This is a genomic window from Duganella sp. CF402 (genome assembly GCF_900109645.1).
In the GTDB taxonomy this organism is placed as follows: domain Bacteria; phylum Pseudomonadota; class Gammaproteobacteria; order Burkholderiales; family Burkholderiaceae_D; genus Rugamonas.
In genome coordinates this window covers 241,534-260,650 of sequence record NZ_FOBG01000004.1, presented here as the reverse complement: position 1 = coordinate 260,650, position 19,117 = coordinate 241,534, and the positions used below count along the sequence as shown (strand labels likewise).

The following is a 19,117-nucleotide window of genomic DNA, read 5'->3' as shown; positions in this document are numbered from 1 at the left end:
ATGAACGGCGCACAGCTACTGCCGGTGTTTGTGGTCGGCTTGGCCGGCAGCGTCCACTGCGCGGGTATGTGCGGCGGGATTGTTACCGCACTCGCCACCACCACCACCACCACCATCACCGTCATTCCGGCGAACGGCGGACCGTCCCGCCTTCGCGGGAATGACGGGCTGCGGGTGCTGGTCTACAACGCCGGCCGGATCGGCAGCTACATGCTGGCTGGCGCCTTGGCCGGCGGACTGGCTGGTGGTGCGCGCAGCATGGCGTCGCTGGCCGGCGTGCAGCTCGGTTTCTACTGGCTCGCCAACGCCATGCTGATCGCCCTCGGCCTGTACCTGATGAACGCCTGGCGCGGCCTCGCCAAACTGGAACAAGGCGGCCGCACACTGTGGCGTCACCTTGCACCGGCGGCCAAACCGCTGCTGCCCGCCGATACACCAGCCAAAGCCTTCGCCCTCGGCGCGCTGTGGGGCTGGCTCCCGTGCGGCATGGTCTACAGCGTGCTCGCCACCGCACTGCTAAGCGGCTCGGCCGCCGACGGCGCCACCGTAATGCTGGCCTTCGGCCTCGGCACCCTGCCCATGCTGACCGGCCTTGGCCTGCTCGGTGCGCGCCTGCGGCAGGCCATGCAGCGCCGCCCGGTGCGTATCGCCTGCGGCCTGCTGGTGCTGGGCTTCGGCGCATTGGGGCTGGCACGCGCCGCCGGCGGCGTCACGCCCGACTGGATGGAAATGCTATGCATCACACCACACCCATAAGCCAAGCGCCTGCCAACTGCTACCACTGCGGACAGCCCTTGCCTAAAGGCGCTGCGTGGACCGTGCTGATCGCCGATGTCGAACACACCATGTGCTGCCCCGGCTGCGCAGCAGTGGCCCAAACCATCGTCGACCTCGGACAGGAAAACTACTACCGCGACCGCACCGCCTACGCCGCCAGCGCAGAAGGCGCCCAGCAACTGCCGCCGCAACTGCAGCTGTACGACAACGCCGACCCGCGTTTCGCGCTTGATGAAGACAGCCGCGAATCCACCTTCAGCGTGGAAGGCATCCGTTGCGCGGCCTGCGTCTGGCTGATCGAACAGCGGCTGGCGCGCCTTCCCGGCGTGGAGAGCGCACAGCTCAACGTCGCCACCGAAAAACTCTATGTCCGCTGGCGCAATGACAGCTGCCGCCCCAGCGACATCCTCGGCGCGTTGCACGCCATCGGCTACACCGCCTGGCCCTACGACGCTGAGCGCCACGCCGGCCAGCAGCGCCGCGCCGCCAAGACACTGGGCCGTCAACTATTCGTGGCCGGCCTGTCGATGATGCAGGTGATGATGTACGTCGCTCCCGCCTATCTCGCCGAAGACGGCGCGCTCGATGACAGCATGGCCGCGCTGATGCGCTGGGCCAGCCTGCTGCTGACGCTGCCGGCAATCTGCTACTCGGCGCTGCCGTTCTGGCGCGGCGCGTTGGCCAGCCTGCGCGCACGCTCGCTCGGCATGGACGTGCCGGTAGCTCTCGGCATCGCCGCCGCCTTCGGCGCCAGCGTGATCGCCACCGTCAGTGGCCAGGGCGAGGTCTGGTACGACTCGGTGACGATGTTCATCTTCCTGCTGCTGTGCAGCCGCTACCTCGAACTGCAAGCGCGCCGCAAGGCGGGGGCCGCGCTGGAACACCTGCAGCACGCGCTGCCCGCATCGGCCGCGCTGCTGGAACACTATCCAGCCAGCCGCGCCATCACCATCGTGCACGCGGCGGCGCTGGCTGTGGATAACATCATAGTTATCAAACCCGGTGAAGCGGTGGCCGCCGACAGCATCATCATCGAAGGCCAGACCACGCTCGATCTGTCGCTGCTGAGCGGCGAGAGCGTGCCGGTGCCGAAAAACAGCGGCGACTTCATCCCCGGCGGCGCCATCAACGCCGGCAATGTGATCCTGGCGCGCGTGGTCAAGCGCGCGCAAGACAGCACCTTATCCGACTTGCTCAAACTGGTCGACCGCGCCGGCGGCGAGAAACCGCGCATCGCGCAATGGGCCGACCGCGTGGCCGCCTGGTTCGTGGCCGGGTTGCTGCTGTTCGCGCTGGCCGCCTTCGGCTTCTGGTATCTGCTAGACGGCAGCGCCACACGCGCCTGGCCGATTGCGATTGCGGTGCTGGTGGTGTCCTGCCCATGTGCGCTGTCGCTAGCCACGCCAACCGCGCTGGCCGCCGCCACCGACTATTTGCTGCGGCAGGGTGTGCTGGTCACCGGCGCACAAACGCTGGAGACTTTGCACCGCGCCACCCACGTGGTGCTCGACAAAACCGGCACGCTGACATGGGGCCGCCCGATGCTGCAGGAAGTGCAGGCGCTGAGCGCGATGCGCTCGCAATTCTGCCTGCAGATCGCCGCCGCGCTGGAAGCTGGCAGCGCCCATCCGCTGGCGCGCGCCATTATCGGCGCCGCCGACGAAGCAGGGCGGCAGGACTGGTGCGCCGTCGCGCTGCAAGAAACGCCGGGCAGTGGACTGGATGGCATTGTGCACAACCGCCGCTATCGTTTGGGCAGCGCGCAATTCGTTGCCGCCATCAGCGGCGAACTGCCGCAACACCCGAGGGTGGAAGGCGCCACGCCGGTCTACCTCGGCGCAGAAGGGCAATGGCTGGCCTGCTTCCATCTGCACGACGGCCTGCGTCCCGATGCGCAGCAAACGGTTGATTACTTCCGCCAGCGCGGCAAGATCGTGGTGCTGGTCAGCGGCGACGACGCCGCGCTGACGCGCAAGGTCGGCGACCAGTTGGGCATCGAGACCACGGTCGGCGGCTACCTGCCTGCTGACAAACTGAATTTCGTCCAGCAGCTGCAACGGCGCGGCTGTGTGGTGGCGATGGTGGGCGACGGCATCAACGACGCCGCCGTGCTGGGCGCGGCCGACGTGTCGTTCGCGATGGGCGGCGGCGCCGCGCTGGCGCAAGCGCATGCCGATGCGGTACTGCTTAACGGCCGCCTGAGCGCGGTGGCGGACAGCGCCCGCATCGCCGCGCGCACCATGCAGGTGATCCGACAGAACCTGTGCTGGGCCACCATGTACAACGTGGTGGCGATTCCGGCGGCAGCGTTTGGCCTGCTCAATCCGTGGCTGTCCGGCGTCGGCATGGCGGTTAGTTCCGCCGTGGTGGTGCTAAACGCGCTGCGACTGCGCAAGGGGGCATGATGGAAGCACTGTATTTGCTGATCCCGCTCAGCGTGGCATTGGTGTTTGCTGCGCTGTGGGTTTTCTTCCGCGCCTCCGACGACGGACAGTTCGATGATCTGGTCGGTCCTGCGCATCGCATACTGCAAGACGACGACCTGCCACCACCGTCATTCCGGCGCAGGCCGGAATGACGTGGATTCGGAGAATTTTGATCCACATCAAAGTTTTTTGAAGTGCTCCTGAGTAACCTTTGATCTACATCATTAAAGTGTTCTGGGGAGAACTCAATTGGATCAACACTACAACTACAAGGTCGTCAAACAGTTCGCTGTGGCGACGGTAGTCTGGGGCGTGGTCGGCATGCTGGTGGGGGTGATCATCGCCGCCCAGCTGGCGTGGCCGGCGCTCAACCTCGACATACCGTGGCTGACCTACGGCCGCCTGCGTCCACTGCACACCAACGCGGTGATTTTCGCATTCGGTATCTGCGGTCTTTTCGCCACGTCCTACTACGTGGTGCAGCGTACCTGCCAGGTGCGGCTGTTCTCGGACAAACTGGCCGCCTTCACCTTCTGGGGCTGGCAAGCGGTGATCCTGAGCGCGGTGGTGACGCTGCCGATGGGTTTCACGCGCGGCAAGGAATACGCCGAGCTGGAATGGCCGATCGCGATCCTGATCGCGCTGGTGTGGGTGACTTACGCCATTGTCTTCTTCGGCACCCTCATCAAGCGCCGCGTCAAGCACATCTACGTGGCCAACTGGTTCTTCGCGGCCTACATCATCGCCGTCACCATCCTGCACGTGGTGAACGGCGCCGTGGTGCCGGCCTCGCTGTTCAAATCGTATCCGGTGTACGCCGGCGTGCAGGACGCCATGATCCAATGGTGGTACGGCCACAACGCGGTCGGCTTCATCCTCACCGCCGGCTACCTCGGCATGGTGTACTACTTCATCCCGAAACAGGCCGAGCGCCCGGTGTATTCGTACCGCCTGTCGATCGTGCACTTCTGGGCGCTGATCTTCACCTATATGTGGGCCGGTCCGCACCACCTGCACTACACCGCACTGCCGGACTGGACGCAATCGATCGGCATGGTGTTCTCGCTGGTGCTGCTGGCGCCAAGCTGGGGCGGCATGATCAACGGCATGATGACCTTGTCGGGCGCCTGGCACAAGCTGCGCACCGATCCGATCCTGAAATTCCTGATCGTCTCGCTGTCGTTCTACGGCATCGCCACCTTTGAAGGCCCGATGATGTCGATCAAAACCATCAACGCGCTCTCGCACTACACCGACTGGACCATCGCCCACGTGCACGGCGGCGCACTCGGCTGGGTCGGCTTCATCACGATGGGCTCGATCTACTACCTGCTGCCGCGCCTGGCCGGAGAACGCAAGATGTATTCGACCAGGCTGATCGACCTGCACTTCTGGGTCGCCACCATCGGCATCGTGCTGTACATCGCGGCGATGTGGATTGCCGGCGTGATGCAGGGCCTGATGTGGCGCGCGGTCAATCCCGACGGCACGCTGACCTACACCTTCGCTGAAAGCGTGAAAGCCACCTACCCGTATTACGTGGTGCGCTTCACCGGCGGCCTGCTGTACCTGAGCGGCATGTGCGTGATGGCCTACAACACGTGGATGACCTTGCGTAACCGCGACACCGCCGTCGCCCGTATTCCCGGACTGGAGCTGGCATGAAGTTCTCTCACGATTGGATCGAAAGAAACCCGTGGCTGCTGATCGCGCTGGTGACGCTGGTGGTTAGCGTCGGCGGCGCGGTGGAGATCGCCCCGCTGTTCTTCCAGAAGTCGACCACCGAACCGGTGGCCGGGCTGAAGCCGTACTCGCCGCTGCGCCTGGTCGGCCGCGATATCTACATCCGCGAAGGCTGCTACAACTGCCACTCGCAAATGATCCGCCCGTTCCGCGCCGAGACCGAGCGCTACGGCCACTACTCGGTGGCGGGCGAGTTCGTCTACGACCATCCGTTCCAGTGGGGCTCCAAACGTACCGGCCCCGACCTGGCGCGCGTGGGCGGCCGCTACAGCGACGAATGGCACCGCACCCACTTGCAGAATCCGCGCGACGTGGTGCCGGAATCGAATATGCCGAACTACCCTTGGCTGGCCAGGACCTCGCTGGTGGCGGCCGAAGTGGCGCCCAAGATGAAGGCGCTGCGCCTGGTCGGCGTGCCCTATACCGACGCCGAGATCGCCGCCGCGCCGGACGAGCTCAAGGACAAGACCGAAGAAGACGCCCTGGTCGCCTACCTGCAAGGCCTGGGCACGCAGATCAAGACAAGGAACTGACATGGATATCCTGTTCGACCAAGCCAGCAGCGTGATGACGGTGATTTCCTTCCTCACCTTTGCCGGCATCCTGTGGTGGGCCTACGTGCGCCACCAGGAAGCCGATTTCGCCGCCGCAGCGGCACTGCCTTTCGCCGACGAGGAGGAGCATCGTCATGGCTGATTTCACCAACGGTTTCTGGGACTGGTACATCGTCGTCCTGACCCTGCTCGGCGTGATCGGCTGCGGCGTGCTGCTGTACTCGCAATCGACCGTCAAGCGCGGTCCCGGCAAGGCCGAGACTACCGGCCATGTATGGGACGAAGACCTGACCGAGCTGAACACGCCGATGCCGCGCTGGTGGATGTGGCTGTTCTACCTGACCATCGTGTTCGGCCTCGCCTACCTGTTCCTGTACCCCGGCCTCGGCACCTATGCAGGCAAGCTGGGCTGGACCTCCACCGCCGAGTACAAGGGCGAGCTGAAGAAAGCCGACGCCGATTTCGGCCCGCTGTTCGCGCAATACCAAAAGCAGGATTTGAAGGCGGTAGCCTCCAATCCGCAAGCACGCGCCATCGGCGAACGCCTGTTCCTGACCTACTGCGCGCAGTGCCACGGCTCGGACGCGCGCGGCAACAAGGGCTTCCCCAACCTGACCGACAACGACTGGCTGTTCGGCGGCTCGCCGGAAAACATCAAGGAAACCATCCTGCACGGCCGGGTCGGCGCCATGCCGCCGATGGGCGCGGCGCTGGGCGGCGACAAGGAAGTGGAAAACGTCGCCCACTACGTGCTGAGCCTGTCCGAATCGACGCACGACCCGATCAAGGCCGTGTTCGGCAAGGGCAAGTTCGGCGCCTGCATGGCGTGCCACGGCGCCAACGCCAAGGGCAACCAGGCCTTGGGTGCGCCCAACCTGACCGACAAGACCTGGCTGTTCGGCGGCAGCGCCGAAACCATCATGGAAACCATCCGCAAGGGCCGTACCGCCACTATGCCGCCGTTCGAGGACTTCCTCGGCGAGGCCAAGGTGCACGTGCTGGCCGCCTACGTGTGGAGCTTGTCGAACAATCCAAACGAAACACCGCCACCGGTCGCTGAAAAATGAACGCCCCGCAGCCCCAAGTCGTCAAGATGTACGCCGCGCGCGAGGAAATATATCCGCGCGAAACCGACGGCCGCTACGCCCGCCTGCGCTGGCTGTTCGTGTGGCTGACGCAGTTGGCCTTCTACTGCACGCCGTGGCTGCGGTGGAACGGCCGGCAGGCGCTGCTGTTCGACCTGGGCGCGCGCAAGTTCTATATCTTCGGCATCGTGCTGTGGCCGCAGGACTTCATCTATTTGGCAGCGCTGCTGATCATCAGCGCCTACCTGCTGTTCCTCGCCACGGCGGTGGCGGGGCGGGTGTGGTGCGGCTTTACCTGTCCGCAAACGGTGTACACGGAAATCTTCCTGTGGATAGAACGCAAGATCGAAGGCAAGCGCAGCGCCCGCATCGCGCTGGACCGGCAGCCGCCTTCGCTGACGAAGTTTGGCAAGAAGACGGCCAAGCACCTGGCATGGGGCGCGGTGGCGCTATGGACCGGCTTTACCTTCGTCGGCTACTTCACCCCCATCGCCAAGCTGATGGGCGAGGTGATGACGCTCAACTTCGGCCCGTGGGAATGGTTCTGGGTGGTGTTCTACAGCTTTGCCACCTACGGCAACGCCGGCTGGATGCGCGAGCAAGTGTGCAAATACATGTGCCCATATGCGCGCTTCCAAAGCGCGATGTTCGACCGCGACACGCTCATCATCACTTACGACGCCAAGCGTGGCGAGCCGCGCGGTCCGCTGTCGAAAAACGAGCACGGCAACGGTGGCTCGTGCATCGACTGCTCGCTGTGCGTGCAGGTGTGCCCGACCGGCATCGATATTCGCAAGGGCTTGCAGTACGAATGCATCGGCTGCGCCGCCTGTGTGGACGCCTGCAATACGGTGATGGACAAGACCGGCCAGGCACGCGGCCTGATCCGCTACAGCACCGAGCGCGCGATGCAGGATCACCTGACGCCGACCGAGATCCGCCGCCGCGCCTGGCGCCCGCGCGTGCGGATCTATAGCGCCGTGCTGGTGCTGATCATGCTGGCCACCAGTGCCGCGCTGTACCTGCGCATGCCGCTCAAGCTGGACGTGATCCGCGACCGTGGTTCGATGGGGCGCGAGGTGGAGGACGGCATGATTGAAAACGTCTACCGCCTGCAGATCATGAACACGTCCGAGCAGGCGCATGGGTACAAGATTGCCGTCAGCGGCATCGATACGCTGGCGCAGGTCACGGCCGACACCGTGTCGGTTGAGGCCACCGAGACCAAGGGTTATCCGGTGCGCCTGCGCGTGGCGCATGGCGCCGGCAAGCCGGGCTCGAACAAAATTGAAGTGACCTTGACCGCAGTCGACGATCCGTCGCTGCATGTGAAAGAATCGGCGGTCTTCATTGTGCCGCGCTAGGGAGCATTTATGCACACACTGAACATGCCCATCACGCCGTGGTGGAAGCAGCGCTGGCCGTGGTTGTTGATGGCCGGTCCGATGATCGTGGCATTGGCCAGCGTCTACACCGCCTATCTGGCCGTGTCGACGCCAGACGCGCTGGTGGTCGGCGATTACTACAAGCAGGGCAAGGCCATCAATCAGGATTTGCGGCGCGACCATGTGGCCGCGCAGCTGGGCTTGTCGGTAGCGCTGGGCTACGACGCCGCCACCGGCGTGCTGAGCGGCCGCATCAACCGCAAGGATAGCGGCCCGCTGCTGCTGCACCTGTCGCACGCCACGCTGCCGGAGAAGGATATCAAGCTGATGCTGGTGCCGGATGAGAAGGGCGCCTTCAGCGCCGAGCTGCCGCTGCTTGAGCGCAGCCGCTGGATCGTGCTGGTGGAAGGGCCGAAGCGCGAATGGCGGCTGGCCGGTTCATGGTCGTACCCGGCACAGCGCGGCGTGGCGCTGCTCCCTGATTAAGCGCAGGTTTCGGTGCCGGCGGTGATGGCTTTCAGCAGGCGCGGATCGAGCAGTTCGATTTCGCGGTTGCTGACGCGCACCAGGCCTTCTTTCTTGAATTTGGACAGCAGGCGGCTGATGCTCTCGATGGTCAGGCCCAGGTAGTTGCCGATTTCCTCGCGCGACATGCGCAGCTGGAAGGTGGTCGGCGAATAGCCGCGCGCCTCATAACGCGAGGACAGGTTGACCAGAAACGCCGCAAAGCGCTGGGTCGCCTGCATATTCCCCAGCAACAGCATCACGCTTTGCTCGCGCGTGATTTCCTGGCTCATCATGCGGTGGAAATGGCGCAGCAGGGTCGGCATCTCGGCCAGCAACTGCTGCAGGGTGGCGAACGGAATCTCGCACACTTCGCTGTCCTCCAGCGCGATGGCGGTGCAATGGTGTTCGTCGGCGCTGATGGCGTCCATGCCCAGCAGCTCGCCCGCCATCTGGAAGCCGGTGATCTGCTCGGCGCCCTCGCGGTTCACCTGGTAGGTCTTGAAGTGGCCGAGGCGGATCGCGTACAGGTTCTGGAACGGGTCGCCGATGCGGAACAGGGTGCCGCCGCGCGCCACTTTGCGGCGCCGGCCGATGATTTCATCGAGCCGCGCCATGTCCTTATTGTCCAGCCCCATCGGCAGACAAAGCTGGTGCATGCTGCACGAGGCGCAACTGGCCTTGAGGATGTCGATGGTCGCGCCGGGGATCACCAGCGAAGGAAGTTCTTGTATCATGCGGCCAGTGTAGCCCATCGAGTGCCTTTTGCGCGTCTTTCCGCAGTCATCCGATCAAGTATTCGCGCGCCAGCTGCCTTGCACGGTGCAAGCGGCTTTTCACCGCAGCCACCGATTCGCCCGTCTCTGCAGCGATTTCCGCCATCGACATTTCTGCGAAGTCCCTCAAAAGCACGACCTGCAGGTAGTCGGCCGGCAGGGATTCCAGCGCGCGTATCAGTTCCACCCGCAAGCCGGCCGTGTCCTGGCTGGCCAGCCATTGCTCGGCGCGTTCGTCGTCCCAGGGATCGTGGCCGAGCGCGCTGCGCGCCAGCCGGTGACACTCGCGCTTGACCACCTGGAACAACCAGCCGGAAAACGCCGCCAGCATGCGCACCGAACCCAGCTTGCGCGACAGCACCAGCAAGGTTTCCTGTACCGCATCATCGACGTCAGCGATCAGGCAGTTGCGCTGTGCATAGCGGCGGATGTCGGGCTGGCACAGCCGCAGCAACTGCGCCAAGGCGGCCGGATCACCGCGATGGGCGGCGTCCAGCACCGGCAAATGTTGTTCCGCAAGACTCATTGCTTCCTTTGTTTATCGAGGCGACGGCCAACCATTGCGCACATCGGGCAAAAGCCGAACAGGCCGGACGCGACGATACCGCTCGCCGACAGCGCCACCACCGTGCCCCACATGCCGCCCAGCAGCGCCAGCGCAGCCACCGCCACGATCAGACCCATTACTACGCGCAGCACGCGCTCCCAACCCGGTACATTTTTAACGTAAAACATTGTGCTCTCCATTCGGTGATCGAGGAAGTCCCTCACCCGCTAAGAGGGGGGCTGATGGCATTTGGATTCGCGGCCGCAAAAATATTTTTAAAAACTCGTTGCATGCGATTGAATTGTGCGCTACAGTTCACCCATCGACACATCGAACGCGACTAAATCGCTAACTACTCAACGAAAGGAATCACCATGAAACGCACCCTGATCGCTACCGCCCTGCTGGCCGCCACCGCTTTCGCCCACGCCGCCGCCCCTGCCAACGACACCACCATCGTGCTGGTCCACGGCGCCTTCGCCGACGGCTCCAGCTGGGACAAAGTGATTCCGATCCTGCAAGCCAAAGGCTACAAAGTGGTCGCCGTGCAGAACCCGCTGAGCTCGCTGGCCGACGACGTCGCCGCCACCCAGCGCGTGATCGATGCACAAACCGGTAAAGTCGTGTTGGTCGGCCACTCGTGGGGCGGCACCGTCATCACCCAGGCCGGCACCAGCGACAAAGTGAAAGCCCTGGTCTACGTGGCCGCGTTCGCCCCGTCGGAAGGTGAGGCCACCGGCAACCTCGGCAAAGACTACGCCGTGCCGCCTGGTATCGCCACCCTGCAAATCGACGCCGGCGGCTACGCCTGGCTGCCGGCCGACTCGGTCGCCAAGAACTTTGCGCAAGATGTGACGCCGGCCCAGGCCGCGCTGATCGCCGCCACCCAGGGCCCGATCGCCGCCAAGGCCTTCGGTGAAACCACCACCGTGGCCGCGTGGAAGAACAAGGCCAATTACTACATCGTTGCAAGCAAGGACCGCATGATCGCGCCGGAGCTGGAGCAAGCGTTCGCCAAGAAAATCAACGCTGTCACCACCACGCTGCCAACCAGCCACGTGCCGATGGTGTCGCAGCCGGCCAAGGTGGCCGAGGTGATTCTCGCCGCCGCAAAAAATTAATCCGCTTACGTGCTGCAAACAAGCCAGCGTGCCCCGCGCACGCTGGCTTTTTCTTTCTTGCCAAGGTAAGCCATTGATAGGAGAATCGACCCAGCCCTCGCTAGATCAAGGATGATATGAAGCCTCTCGGCATCAAGGCTAAAGTCGCGCTCGCTACCAGCATTACCTCGGTCCTGATGATAGGCCTGGTCACGCTGGTCCAGACCCGGCGCATGCAGGAAGATTACACGCGGGTGCTGTTCACGCAGCAGACCGCGCTGATCAATCGCTCTGCGCAAGAGCTCGACGACAAGCTGACCATGCTGCTCGATATCATCGCGCTGTCCGCGCGCAACCAGCCGGCCAGCTTGCCGATCGCCGAGGACCAGCTGCGCGAGTATTACAACAACCGCGCCGTGCTGTCGCTGTTCGACGACTTGCTGGTGCTCGATCCGCAAGGCAAGATCATTTCCGACCTGCCGCTGGTGCCGGGCCGGGTCGGCATCGATGCCTCCGACCGCGCCTACTTCAAGACCGTAATGCGCACCCGCAAGCCGATGATCACCGAACCACTGATCGGCCGCTCCAACAAGCAGCCCATCGTGCAGATGGTGGCGCCGGTGCTGGACGCCAAGGGCGAGGTGCGCTGCGTGCTGATGGGCGTGCTGCGCCTGTACAAGGACAATCTGCTGGGCCACCTGCGCACCGCGAAGGTCGGCCGCAGCGGCTACTACTTTGCGCTGACGCGCGACGCGGTGCCGGTGTACGTGCTGCATCCCGATATCGCCCGCCTGCTCAAGCCGCGCGCGGCCAACGCCAATCCGGCCACCACGCGCGCGCTGGAAGAGGGCTTCGAGGGCACGGTGATGGGCATGGGCGAGGGCCGGCAAACCCTTAACAGCTACAAGCAGCTGAAGTCGGTCGACTGGCTGCTGGCCACCTCGCTGCCGGCCGAGGAAGCGTTCGAGCCGTTCGAGGGCGTGCTGCGGCGTGTGCTGCTGTGGAGCGGCGCGGCGGCGGTGCTGACGGCGCTGCTGATCAGCGTGCTCACGCTGCGCCTGATGGCGCCGCTGATCAAACTCCGCAACGCCATCGTCGCGCTGCGCGCCCATCCGGCCAGCTTCACGCCGCTGCCGGTGCACGCGCGCGACGAGGTCGGCCAGCTGACCTCGGCCTTCAACGAGTTGATGCACGAACGGCTGGCGGCCGACGCGCGCCTGCAAAGCCTGGTCGAGTTCGCGCCCAACGCGATCGTGGTGGTGGGCGTGGACGGCCGCATCGAAACCTTCAACCGCGAGGGCGAGCGCTGCTTCGGCTACGAACGCGACGAGGTGCTCGGCCAGCCGCTGGAAATGCTGGTGCCGGAACGGCTGCGCGCCAACCACGCCCACCACCGCCATCGCTTCTTTGCCGACCGCCTCAGCGCCGAGCCGGTGCGCATGGGGCAGGGCAAGGTGCTATTCGGCCTGCGCCGCGACGGCAGCGAGTTCCCGGTCGAGGTCAACCTGAGCGCGGTGCGCACCGACCAGGGCACCAAGGTGCTGGCGGTGATTTCCGACATCACCGAGCGCCACCGCCTGCGCCTCGAGGTCGAGCAGCGCGCCACCGAACTTGAGCGCGAGCGCGACCGCGCCCAGGCCGCCAACCGCGCCAAGAGCGATTTCGTGGCCAATATGAGCCATGAAATCCGCACCCCGATGAATGCGGTGCTGGGCATGGTCTACCTGCTCGGCAATACCCAGCTGACGCCGCAGCAGCGCAAATACCTGAACATGGTGCGGGTCTCCGGCCAGTCGCTGCTGGGCATCCTCAACGACGTGCTGGACTTTTCCAAGATCGAGGCGCGCAAGCTGGAACTGTCGCCGGTCGACTTCGCGCTCAACGATGTGATGGATTCGCTGGCCACCATGATGACCATGAACGCCGGCGACAAGGAACTGGAGCTGGCCATCAGCGTCGACGCCGCCATCCCGAACCGCCTGCGCGGCGATTCGATGCGGCTGCAGCAAATCCTGATCAACCTGGCCGGCAACGCCATCAAGTTCACCGAGCAGGGCGAGGTGGTGGTCAGCGTGGCACTTACCGCGCGCGACGACCACAGCGCGCTGCTGCGCTTCGAGGTGCGCGACACCGGCATGGGCATGACCGAAACCCAGCTCGGCCAGCTGTTCAACGCCTTCTCGCAGGGCGACCAGAGCATCACGCGGCGCTTCGGCGGCACCGGCCTCGGGCTGGCCATCACCAAGCGATTGATCGAGCTGATGGGTGGACAGATCGCTGTCAGCAGCCGGCCGGGGCAGGGCTCGACCTTCTGGTACAGCCTGCCGTTTGAAATCCAGGCCGACCAGAGCGACGAACGGCGCAAGCCGGCGCTGGGCCAGCTGCGCCTGCTGGTGGCCGACGACAACCGCACCAGCCGCGAGCTGGTGGCGCGCCTGATCCGCGCCTGGGGCTGGCAAGCCGACGAGGTCGATTCGGGCGAGGCCGCGCTGCGGCGCTACCGCCAGAGCCTCGAGCGCCAGCAACCGTACGACGTGGTACTGGCCGACTGGCATATGCCGGGCATGGACGGGCTGGCCACGGCCAAGGGCATCCGCGCCGCCGCCAACGGCAAGCCGCAGCCGATCGTGGTGATGCTGAACGCCTTCGCCCGCGACCGCATCGAGGAAATTTCCAGCGCGCCGGAGGCGGACGTGGTGCTGGTCAAGCCGATCACCAGCTCCAACCTGTTCGACGCGCTGCACCAGGCCGTGGCCGCGCAGGGCGAGGCCGATCCGCAGGCGGCGGCCGAGCAGGGCATCGTCGGCACCCTGGCCGACATCCACTTCCTGCTGGTGGAAGACAATCTGCTGAACCAGGCGGTGGCGCGCGGCATCCTCGAGCACGCCGGCGCCACGCTGGACATCGCCGGCGACGGCCGCCAGGCGGTCGATATCCTGCGCGAACGCCCCGGCGAGTACGACATGGTGCTGATGGACATGCAAATGCCGGTGATGGACGGCTTCACCGCCACCCGCATCCTGCGCGAGGAACTGAAGCTGACCTTGCCGATCATCGCCATGACGGCCGGGGTGCTGGAGTCCGAGCGCGAGCGCAGCCGCGATTCCGGCATCACCGACTTCATTCCCAAGCCGATCGAGGTGGAGGAAATGCTGGCGGTGCTGCGCCAGCACTTGCCGCAACCGCTGCAGCCACTGCAGGCAAACTCGGCGCCGCCATCCGCCGCAGCGGCGGCAGCGCTGCCGTCCGAAGACGACTTGCTGGCCGCGATGGCGGCAGCGGCAGACCCGCCAACGCCGGCCCCGGTGTTCGCCCCGCGCGACGCCGTGCCGCTGGGCGCGCCCCTGCCGGCGCCGACACAAGCGGCGGCGACCGCGCCGCCACCCAGGCTGGTCAGTTCGCCCATGCCGACCGGCGAAGCCGCCATCTTTAATATGGACGGCCTGATGCGGGTGATGGGCAAGGATCCCAAAGGCCGCGCTGCCATGTTCAAGATGGTGCGCGGCGCCATCGACAGCGGCAGCGAGCCGCTCGACCAGGCCGCCGTGGCGCTGCAGGAAGGCCGGCTGCGCGATGCCGCCCGCGCCTTCCACAGTCTGCGCGGCGCGGTCGGCGTGCTCGGTGCGCGGCGCCTGATCCAGGCCACGATGGCGGCGGAAGACGCCATCCACGATCAGCGCGAGGACGAGCTCGACGCGCTCTACCGCAACGTCCGCACCGAGCTGGACCAGACTCTGGCCCAGGCCCGCGCCTGGCTGGAACGCGAACAATCCTAAGCTCTTCCCTGCCGCTTTTTTAGGCGTTTCCGCAACGCCGGCACCGTCACGCCCCTATCTAAATCATATTGATAATAATTCGCATTTACGTTACGGTATTTTATTGTTACAATATTTCCCATCATTTTTACCGTCTCTTTACATACAGAAAGCACATGGCAATGATTAAAAGTCGCAAACATGCGCAGACGCGCTTCAACCAACACATGAGTGCAGCGCTGGCTGCAATGTTGCTGCCAGTGGCCGCCCACGCCGTCGACGCCGCTGCAGCACCGGATGCCGCCGAGAAAACCAAGACCTTGCAAGAAGTGCAAGTCAACGGCAGCCGCGAGAACGACTTCAAAGCCGAACGTGCCTCTTCCGCCAAGTACACCGAAAAACTGGTCGACACCGCCCAGACCCTGACCGTCATCAAGAAAGAGCTGATCGAACAGCAGGGCGCCACCACTCTGACCGAAGCGCTGCGCAACACCCCGGGCGTGGGCGCCTTCTTCCTCGGTGAAAACGGCAACACCAACACCGGCGACGCCATCTACATGCGCGGCTTCGACGCTTCGTCCAGCATCTACGTCGACGGCGTGCGCGACATCGGCTCGATCTCGCGCGACACCTTCAACATCGAACAAATCGACGTGCTGAAAGGCCCGGCCGGCACCGACAACGGCCGCTCCTCGCCGACCGGTTCGATCAACCTGGTCAGCAAACAGCCGCAGCTGGAAAACGCCTACAGCGGTTCGGCCACCGTGGGCAGCGGCAAGCAACGCCGCGCCACCGCCGACATCAACACCGTGATCGATGCCGATGCCGGCACCGCCTTCCGCCTGAACCTGCTGGACCAGGACAGCGAAAACCCGGGCCGCGACTTCGTCAAATCCAAGCGCTGGGGCGTGGCGCCATCGGTCGCCTTCGGCCTGAACTCGGCCACCCGCGTCTACCTGAACTACTTCCACGTCAAGCAGGACAATATTCCTGACGGCGGCGTGCTGACCATCGGCCTGCCAGGCTGGACCCCACCGCCCGACATCGCTGCCGTGCCTGCCACCGCGACCAGCCCGGCCAAGCCGGCCAAGAGCTTCGCCTTCATGGCGGGCGCCAAGCCGGTCGATCCGAGCAACTTCTACGGCTCGGTGCTGGACCACGACAATGTCAAAGCCGACATGGCCACCGTGAAAGTCGAGCACGACTTCGCCAACGGCGCCAAGCTGGTCAACACCAGCCGTTACGGCAAGACCAAGCAGGATTACCTGCTGACCTCGTTCATGGCCACCAACGCCAACCTGAACGCCAACACCGCAACCACTGGCGCCGATAACTGGACCATGCTGCGTACCAACCTGACCACCAAGGATCAGCTGAACGAAATCCTGACCAACCAGACCACCCTGACCGCCGACTTCGCCACCGGCGCACTCAAGCACACCGTGGTGGGCGGCGTCGAGCTGACCAACGAGAAGCAAACCAACTACTCATACGTGAACACGGCGCCGAGCGCGACCGCCGGCCTGCCGCCGACCAGCATCTACCACCCGAATCCATACACCGCGATCACCACCGCCCAGGTCAACCTGAAGCGCAGCGGTGCGCGCAGCGACGGCACCACCAACACCCAGAGCCTGTACGTGTTTGACACCATCAAGGTCGGCGAGCAGTGGATCTTCAACGGCGGCGTGCGCGTCGACCACTACAACACCACCTACAACGCCACCACGCTGCAAGCGGCCGTGGCGGCCGGCCAGCCGCAGCTGATCCCGGTCGGCACCCTGCTGGCCAGCTCGATCGAAGCGTCGGACAACCTGGTCAACGGCAAGCTGTCGGCGCTGTACAAGCCGACCAAGGACAGCAGCGTGTACGCGCTGGTGGCCTCGTCGAAAGCGCCGCCGGGCGGCACCAACTTCGCGCTGAGCACCTCGGCCAGCAGCGCCGCCAATCCGAAGTTCGATCCACAGGAAACCACCAACTATGAGCTGGGCACCAAGTGGGATCTGCTGGGCCAGAAACTGTCGCTGTCGGCAACCGCCTTCCGCACCGAAGTGAAAAACGAAGTGGAACAGGATCCGGTCGATGCGCTGTACTACCAGACCGGCAAGAAGCGCGTGCAAGGTATCGAACTGGGCGTGACCGGCGAGATCATGGCCAAGTGGCTGGTCAGCGCCGGCTATGTGCACCAGAATACCAGCGTCGAGTCGGGCAAGGTCATCACCGCCAGCGGCGACAACCAGCTGACCTACACGCCTAAGCAATCGTTCACCCTGTGGACCTCGTACACCCTGCCGTTCGGCCTGCAGCTTGGCGGCGGCGCGCGCTTCAGCGACAAGCTGGCTCGCGGCACCGACGGCGCCGTCGGCACCCCGGCCTACGCCGATTCGTACTGGGTGTTCGACGCGATGGCTTCGTACCCGATCAACAAGCACATCGACCTGCGTCTGAACGTGTACAACCTGGCCGACAAAGAGTACGTGCAAGCGATCAACAAGTCGGGCTACCGCTACACCCCAGGCGCACCGCGCTCGGGCAGCCTGACCGCCAACTTCAAGTTCTAAGCACCAGTCCCGATTCTGGTATGCTGGCCCCGCCCTGACCGGCGGGGCTTTTGCTTTTTGAGGAGAGTTTCACCATGATGCTGCACATCCCCGGCGTACTGACGCGCGAACAAGTGGCCGACATGCGCCGCCGCCTCGATGAATCGCAATGGGTGGACGGCCGCGCCACCGTGGGCACGCAGGGCGCCAAGGTCAAGCAGAACCGCCAGTTGCCGGACACCTCGCCGCTGGGCGCGGAGCTGGGCCAGATCGTGTTGCAGGCGCTGGCCAACCACCCGCTGTTCTTCTCCGCCGCGCTGCCGCTGCGCATCAGCCCGCCGCTGTTCAACTGCTACGCCGGCGGCGAGCACTACGGCGCGCACGTGGACGGCTCGATGCGCCGCATCCCCGGCAGCGCGCAATGGCTGCGCACCGACGTCTCGTCAACCCTGTTCCTGTGCGATCCGGAAGAATATGACGGGGGCGAGCTGATCGTCACCGACCAGTACGGCGAGCACGAAGTCAAACTGCCGGCCGGCGACTTGATCCTGTACCCGTCGACCAGCATCCACCGGGTGCAACCGGTGACGCGCGGCGCGCGCATCTGCTCGTTCTTCTGGACCCAAAGCATGGTGCGCGACGACATGCGGCGCGGCATGCTGCTGGAGCTGGACCAGAACATCCAGAGCCTGCGCGCGCGCCTGGGCGACAGCCCGGAAATGGTCGGCCTCACCGGCCACTACCACAACCTGCTGCGCCAGTGGAGCGAGGTCTAGCAACCACGTTGCGCGGCAAGGGCAAGCCGCCACCCCTGAAATACTATATACTTCGTATACGTTTCGTATATAGGGGATAATTATGGGGATTGTGAACATTGACGAGGACCTGCACGACCAGGTCCGCAAGGCCAGCGCCGTGGGCTGCCGCTCCATCAATGCGCAGGCAGCGTTCTGGATCAAGATCGGCATGCTGTGCGAGATGAACCCGACGCAGAGTTTCAACGACATCGTGAGCCGCGAGCTGCGCGCCGCCGGCGTCGATGCACAGGCGCTCAGGGCAGTCTCGATATGACCAAGCGGCCGGAAGAAATCACCTTGATGGCCGAGTCCGGCAAGCTGCTGGCCGGCGTGTTCGGCTACCTGGACCAGCTCGATCTGATTGGCATGTCGACCATGCAAGTGAACGACCTGGTCGATGGATACATCGTGGACGAGCTCAAGGCGCGCCCGGCCAGCAAGGGGCAATACGGCTACGCCTACGCGCTGAATTCGTCGCGCAACAACGTGGTGTGCCACGGCGTGCCATCCGCCTCGGAGATCTTGCGGGACGGCGATATCGTCAACTTCGACATCACGCTGGAAAAGAATGGCTACATCGCCGATTCCAGCAAAACCTACCTGGTGGGCGCGGTCTCGGCGCCGGCACGGCAACTGGTGCAAGCGACCTACGAAGCGATGTGGAAGGGAATCAACGCGGTCCGCCCGGGCGCGCAGTTGGGCGACATCGGCTACGCGATCGAACGACACGCGCGCCGCAACGGCTACTCAGTGGTGCGCGATTACTGCGGCCACGGCATCGGCCGCAAAATGCACGAGCCGCCGCAAGTACTGCACTGGGGCCGCCCGCGTACCGGACTGATTCTGCGCGAAGGCATGGTGTTCACCATCGAACCCATGCTCAACGCCGGCCACCACCACGTCCACACCGAAGACGATGGCTGGACCGTCGTCACCAGCGACGGCCAACTCTCGGCCCAGTTCGAACACACGGTGGCCGTGACGCGCAACGGGGTGCAGGTGTTAACCCTGCGCCCAGGGGAAGAGCCGATTCAACAACAGGCGCCATAGCAATTTCCCAGCCGTGCGGTTGCCGGTCGGCGCATTGATCGACAAGGTCGGGCCACGGTGGCTGCTCGGCGCCAGGCT

18 protein-coding genes are annotated in these 19,117 nt (G+C 64.7%); 15 read left to right on the top strand and 3 right to left on the bottom strand.

Translation table 11 applies throughout. The features are described from left to right. The 9 genes from BMZ70_RS25530 to BMZ70_RS25490 all read left to right on the top strand — a co-directional run bounded on the left by BMZ70_RS25530 (position 1) and on the right by BMZ70_RS25490 (position 8,456). On the top strand, positions 1 to 756 hold the full coding sequence (locus BMZ70_RS25530) for a sulfite exporter TauE/SafE family protein (RefSeq protein WP_092280830.1): 756 nt from the start codon (positions 1 to 3) through the stop codon (positions 754 to 756). Then, positions 735 to 3,182, top strand: coding sequence for a heavy metal translocating P-type ATPase (locus tag BMZ70_RS25525; RefSeq protein WP_092280828.1), 2,448 nt, complete (start codon positions 735 to 737; stop codon positions 3,180 to 3,182). Before BMZ70_RS25530 ends, BMZ70_RS25525 begins: the two co-directional genes overlap by 22 nt. Continuing rightward, positions 3,182 to 3,355, top strand: a complete 174-nt coding sequence (gene ccoS, locus BMZ70_RS25520) for a cbb3-type cytochrome oxidase assembly protein CcoS (protein ID WP_092281169.1) — start codon at positions 3,182 to 3,184, stop codon at positions 3,353 to 3,355. The genes BMZ70_RS25525 and ccoS overlap by 1 nt, the downstream gene beginning before the upstream one ends. Before the next feature lie 97 nt (positions 3,356 to 3,452). Continuing rightward, positions 3,453 to 4,868, top strand: a complete 1,416-nt coding sequence (gene ccoN / locus BMZ70_RS25515; protein ID WP_092280826.1) for a cytochrome-c oxidase, cbb3-type subunit I — start codon at positions 3,453 to 3,455, stop codon at positions 4,866 to 4,868. Beyond that, complete coding sequence (ccoO, locus tag BMZ70_RS25510; protein WP_092280824.1) at positions 4,865 to 5,479, top strand: cytochrome-c oxidase, cbb3-type subunit II; 615 nt, start codon at positions 4,865 to 4,867, stop codon at positions 5,477 to 5,479. The genes ccoN and ccoO overlap by 4 nt, the downstream gene beginning before the upstream one ends. A gap of 1 nt (position 5,480) precedes the next feature. After that, on the top strand, positions 5,481 to 5,642 hold the full coding sequence (locus BMZ70_RS25505; RefSeq protein WP_092280822.1) for a CcoQ/FixQ family Cbb3-type cytochrome c oxidase assembly chaperone: 162 nt from the start codon (positions 5,481 to 5,483) through the stop codon (positions 5,640 to 5,642). Beyond that, complete coding sequence (gene ccoP, locus BMZ70_RS25500; RefSeq protein WP_092280820.1) at positions 5,635 to 6,567, top strand: cytochrome-c oxidase, cbb3-type subunit III; 933 nt, start codon at positions 5,635 to 5,637, stop codon at positions 6,565 to 6,567. The genes BMZ70_RS25505 and ccoP overlap by 8 nt, the downstream gene beginning before the upstream one ends. Beyond that, positions 6,564 to 7,949 (top strand): cytochrome c oxidase accessory protein CcoG, encoded by a 1,386-nt coding sequence (gene ccoG, locus BMZ70_RS25495; protein WP_092280818.1) that lies wholly within the window; start codon positions 6,564 to 6,566, stop codon positions 7,947 to 7,949. Before ccoP ends, ccoG begins: the two co-directional genes overlap by 4 nt. A gap of 9 nt (positions 7,950 to 7,958) precedes the next feature. Next, complete coding sequence (locus tag BMZ70_RS25490; RefSeq protein WP_092280816.1) at positions 7,959 to 8,456, top strand: FixH family protein; 498 nt, start codon at positions 7,959 to 7,961, stop codon at positions 8,454 to 8,456. Here the strand turns inward: BMZ70_RS25490 and fnr are convergent. From fnr to BMZ70_RS25475, 3 genes are read right to left on the bottom strand one after another with little or no spacing between them, the layout of a single operon-like run. Further along, positions 8,453 to 9,211, bottom strand: a complete 759-nt coding sequence (gene fnr, locus BMZ70_RS25485) for a fumarate/nitrate reduction transcriptional regulator Fnr (RefSeq protein WP_092281167.1) — start codon at positions 9,209 to 9,211, stop codon at positions 8,453 to 8,455. The genes BMZ70_RS25490 and fnr overlap by 4 nt on opposite strands. 46 nt (positions 9,212 to 9,257) lie before the next feature. Then, a complete protein-coding gene (locus BMZ70_RS25480; protein WP_092280814.1) occupies positions 9,258 to 9,776 on the bottom strand; it encodes an RNA polymerase sigma factor in 519 nt (172 codons plus the stop codon). Beyond that, positions 9,773 to 9,985: a YgaP family membrane protein gene (locus BMZ70_RS25475; RefSeq protein WP_092280812.1), complete on the bottom strand. Its 213-nt coding sequence runs from the start codon at positions 9,983 to 9,985 to the stop codon at positions 9,773 to 9,775. Before BMZ70_RS25475 ends, BMZ70_RS25480 begins: the two co-directional genes overlap by 4 nt. Before the next feature lie 186 nt (positions 9,986 to 10,171). Between BMZ70_RS25475 and BMZ70_RS25470 the strand changes: the two genes are divergently transcribed. The 6 genes from BMZ70_RS25470 (at position 10,172) to map (ending at position 19,039) form a co-directional block, all read left to right on the top strand. Next, the gene (locus BMZ70_RS25470; protein ID WP_092280810.1) at positions 10,172 to 10,918 is read left to right on the top strand and encodes an alpha/beta fold hydrolase; all 747 of its coding nucleotides are present in this window, start codon (positions 10,172 to 10,174) and stop codon (positions 10,916 to 10,918) included. A gap of 116 nt (positions 10,919 to 11,034) precedes the next feature. Then, on the top strand, positions 11,035 to 14,673 hold the full coding sequence (locus BMZ70_RS25465) for a response regulator (protein WP_092280808.1): 3,639 nt from the start codon (positions 11,035 to 11,037) through the stop codon (positions 14,671 to 14,673). Between the two features lie 155 nt (positions 14,674 to 14,828). After that, positions 14,829 to 17,213, top strand: a complete 2,385-nt coding sequence (locus tag BMZ70_RS25460; protein WP_092280806.1) for a catecholate siderophore receptor Fiu — start codon at positions 14,829 to 14,831, stop codon at positions 17,211 to 17,213. 74 nt (positions 17,214 to 17,287) lie between these two features. Next, entirely contained in the window at positions 17,288 to 17,968 is a 681-nt protein-coding gene (locus BMZ70_RS25455; protein ID WP_092280804.1) for a Fe2+-dependent dioxygenase, read from the top strand. An 82-nt stretch (positions 17,969 to 18,050) separates the two neighbouring features. Then, positions 18,051 to 18,263, top strand: coding sequence for a ParD-like family protein (locus tag BMZ70_RS25450; RefSeq protein WP_092280802.1), 213 nt, complete (start codon positions 18,051 to 18,053; stop codon positions 18,261 to 18,263). Further along, positions 18,260 to 19,039, top strand: coding sequence for a type I methionyl aminopeptidase (gene map / locus BMZ70_RS25445; RefSeq protein ID WP_092280800.1), 780 nt, complete (start codon positions 18,260 to 18,262; stop codon positions 19,037 to 19,039). The genes BMZ70_RS25450 and map overlap by 4 nt, the downstream gene beginning before the upstream one ends. Positions 19,040 to 19,117 lie beyond the last annotated feature (78 nt).

Coding starts and splice junctions, on each gene's coding strand:
- ccoG (WP_092280818.1), top strand. CDS start 6,564: ATGAACGCCCCGCAGCCCCAAGTCGTCAAGATGTACGCCGCGCGCGAG.
- ccoP (WP_092280820.1), top strand. CDS start 5,635: ATGGCTGATTTCACCAACGGTTTCTGGGACTGGTACATCGTCGTCCTG.
- BMZ70_RS25475 (WP_092280812.1), bottom strand. CDS start 9,985: ATGTTTTACGTTAAAAATGTACCGGGTTGGGAGCGCGTGCTGCGCGTA.
- BMZ70_RS25450 (WP_092280802.1), top strand. CDS start 18,051: ATGGGGATTGTGAACATTGACGAGGACCTGCACGACCAGGTCCGCAAG.
- BMZ70_RS25470 (WP_092280810.1), top strand. CDS start 10,172: ATGAAACGCACCCTGATCGCTACCGCCCTGCTGGCCGCCACCGCTTTC.
- BMZ70_RS25480 (WP_092280814.1), bottom strand. CDS start 9,776: ATGAGTCTTGCGGAACAACATTTGCCGGTGCTGGACGCCGCCCATCGC.
- fnr (WP_092281167.1), bottom strand. CDS start 9,211: ATGATACAAGAACTTCCTTCGCTGGTGATCCCCGGCGCGACCATCGAC.
- BMZ70_RS25455 (WP_092280804.1), top strand. CDS start 17,288: ATGATGCTGCACATCCCCGGCGTACTGACGCGCGAACAAGTGGCCGAC.
- BMZ70_RS25490 (WP_092280816.1), top strand. CDS start 7,959: ATGCACACACTGAACATGCCCATCACGCCGTGGTGGAAGCAGCGCTGG.
- map (WP_092280800.1), top strand. CDS start 18,260: ATGACCAAGCGGCCGGAAGAAATCACCTTGATGGCCGAGTCCGGCAAG.
- BMZ70_RS25465 (WP_092280808.1), top strand. CDS start 11,035: ATGAAGCCTCTCGGCATCAAGGCTAAAGTCGCGCTCGCTACCAGCATT.
- ccoO (WP_092280824.1), top strand. CDS start 4,865: ATGAAGTTCTCTCACGATTGGATCGAAAGAAACCCGTGGCTGCTGATC.
- BMZ70_RS25525 (WP_092280828.1), top strand. CDS start 735: ATGCATCACACCACACCCATAAGCCAAGCGCCTGCCAACTGCTACCAC.
- ccoS (WP_092281169.1), top strand. CDS start 3,182: ATGGAAGCACTGTATTTGCTGATCCCGCTCAGCGTGGCATTGGTGTTT.
- BMZ70_RS25460 (WP_092280806.1), top strand. CDS start 14,829: ATGGCAATGATTAAAAGTCGCAAACATGCGCAGACGCGCTTCAACCAA.
- BMZ70_RS25530 (WP_092280830.1), top strand. CDS start 1: ATGAACGGCGCACAGCTACTGCCGGTGTTTGTGGTCGGCTTGGCCGGC.
- BMZ70_RS25505 (WP_092280822.1), top strand. CDS start 5,481: ATGGATATCCTGTTCGACCAAGCCAGCAGCGTGATGACGGTGATTTCC.